The sequence below is a fragment of the Burkholderia sp. Ac-20379 genome (assembly GCF_017104645.1).
GTDB lineage: Bacteria > Pseudomonadota > Gammaproteobacteria > Burkholderiales > Burkholderiaceae > Burkholderia.
The window spans coordinates 1-2,283 of record NZ_JAAGPF010000605.1; the positions used below are offsets into that span (position 1 = coordinate 1).

Consider the following 2,283-nt stretch of genomic DNA (forward strand, 5'->3'; position numbering starts at 1 on the left):
AGCGCCTGCCGCGCGAGCGGCACGGCCACCGCCGTCTGATCCGGGTCGCGCGGCGCGGCCAGCGTGTCGAGCAGCGCCAGCAATTCGACGCGCCAGCCCTGCGCCGACGCGTAGCGCGCCGCCGGCGCCTTCGCCAGGGCTTTCAGCACCATCGCATCGAGCTCGGCCGGCAAGCCCGGCGCGTGCGACGACGGCGCGGGCGGCATCGCCGTCAGCACCTGATGCATGGCCGCCGCCGACGAGCCCGAAAACGGGCAGCGCCCGGTCAGCATTTCGTACAGCACGACGCCGGCGGAAAACAGGTCGCTGCGCGCATCCACGTCGGCCCCGGCATACTGCTCGGGCGACATGTAGTTCGGCGTCCCGATCATCATGCCGGCCTGGGTGAGGCGGCCGGTGTCGAGCTGGGCGATACCGAAATCGGTGATCTTGCATTCGCCGCGCGGCGCGATCAGCAGGTTGGCAGGCTTGATGTCGCGATGGATCACGCCGGCGTCGTGGGCGTAGGCGAGCGCGTCGAGCAACTGGCTGAACCACACCAGCACGCGCGGCAGCGGCATCGCCGTGCCGCCGGCCGCGTGCTGTGCGAGCCGGGCCGCCAGCGTCTCGCCGCGCACGTATTCGAGCGACATGAACGCCACGCCGTCGGCCTCGCCGTAATCGAACACGCCGACGATATGCGGATGCACGAGCCGCCCGGCCGCGCGCGCCTCGTTGATGAAGCGCGCGGGCAGTTCGGCCTCGGCCGCCGCGCCGCTCGGGTCGTGCAGCAGCTCGGTGCGGATCGTCTTCAGCGCGACCCGCCGCTGGATATGCGGATCGGTGGCGAGATAGACGGTGCCCATCGCGCCGCGGCCGAGCACGCGCTCGACCTCATAGCGGCCGATCCGCTGCGGCAGCACCTCGGTGCGCCCGATCATGGCCGCGAGCCGGGCGGGGCGGTGTCGCCCGCGCCGGTTTCGTCGAGGATCTCGAAGGCCGTCACGAGGCTGGTGCGCATGCGGCCGAACGAGACGGCCAGCGAGGCGATCTCGTCGCTGCCGCGCGTGGGCAGCGCCACCTCGCCGAGCTGGCCGAGGCTCACCTCGTCGGCCGCGCGCGACAGCGCCTGCAGGCGCCGCGTCACGAGCCAGTGCACCATCACGTTCAGCACGATCAGCACCACCGCGAACACCACGCTGAGCGCCGCCATGAAGCTGCGCCACAGCGCGCGGCCGCGCGCGATCGATTCGGACATCGGCACCGACACGAACTCCGCGCCGATCACGTCGTTCATCTTCCAGCCGAAGCCGTTCGCGGGGCCGTATTTTTCGAGCATCGTGCGCGGCGCGGCGGCGGGCGTGCTGTGGCACTGCATGCAGGTCGAATCGGTGATGCGGCTCGGCCGCGCAAGGAACAGCAGGTGCTCGCCGCCCGGCGTGCGGCGCTGCCCCGTCACCTCCTGCAAGGCCGGCTGGTCGTGCAGATGCGCGATCACTTCGGCCTCCCAATCGCTGGGCCGGTCGCGCGGGTTGGTCGGATTGACCATCGTCGAGCGGTACGAGAAGTTGGGAAACGCGCCCTGCAGCGTGTTGAGCATCTCGATCGCCGAGAACGCGGGCACCGATTCGGGCACGAACGAATACTGGATCTGCGTCGACAGCAGCGGCGTGATGTGCTGCGCCGTGTAGTTCTGCATCGCTTCGGCCGCGCTCATCAGCACGTTGGCGTCGTGGCGCGTTTCGTCGAGCGCCTGCTGCTGCAGCACGCGGTCGGCGACGACGCCGGCCGCGGTCAGGCCGATCGCGAAGATCGCGACGAACACGAGATTGAACTTGATGGCGAGCGACAGTTTCATGAGCGGCCGGAGAGCGAGGGAGAGACGGAAATCGGCTTGTAGACCGGATCGACGATCGGCCTGAACGCCGGGCGCGGCGGCGGAAACACCAGCGCGCGCCAGTCGGGCAGCGCATCGATGTGCTGCTTCACCGCCGCGCGGAACGCCGGATCCGACAGACGCGAACGGAAGCGCGCCGCGAACCGCGTGGCAGGATCGTTGCGCACGGCGAGCGCGCTGTCGAGCCAGTCCGCCACGTCGACATAGGCCGCCGGGCGCAGCCCGCGCGCGGATGCGTCGTGCACGGCGGCCGGCATCGGCAGCGGGCGCAGCGCGTCGCGGAAGCTCACCGGCATCGCGGCCACGAAGGCCGGATCGGGGCCGCGCGACAGCGGCAACGTCGCGCCCTGATGCGGATGGCTCGCATACGCCGCGCCTTGCGCGTCGATGCGCGCAACTGGCGCGTT

2 protein-coding genes and 1 pseudogene are annotated in these 2,283 nt (G+C 70.8%); all 3 read right to left on the reverse strand.

The window, feature by feature from the left end:
* Nucleotides 1–920, reverse strand: a 920-nt coding sequence (locus tag G3N92_RS33160) for a serine/threonine-protein kinase (protein WP_206131732.1), incomplete at its 3' end; no start/stop codon positions are given.
* Nucleotides 917–1,837 (reverse strand): DUF3365 domain-containing protein, encoded by a 921-nt coding sequence (locus G3N92_RS33165; RefSeq protein WP_206131733.1) that lies wholly within the window; start codon nt 1,835–1,837, stop codon nt 917–919. The genes G3N92_RS33160 and G3N92_RS33165, both read right to left, overlap by 4 nt.
* A pseudogene (locus tag G3N92_RS33170) lies at nt 1,834–2,283 on the reverse strand (hypothetical protein); the annotation flags it as partial. The gene G3N92_RS33165 and the pseudogene G3N92_RS33170, both read right to left, overlap by 4 nt.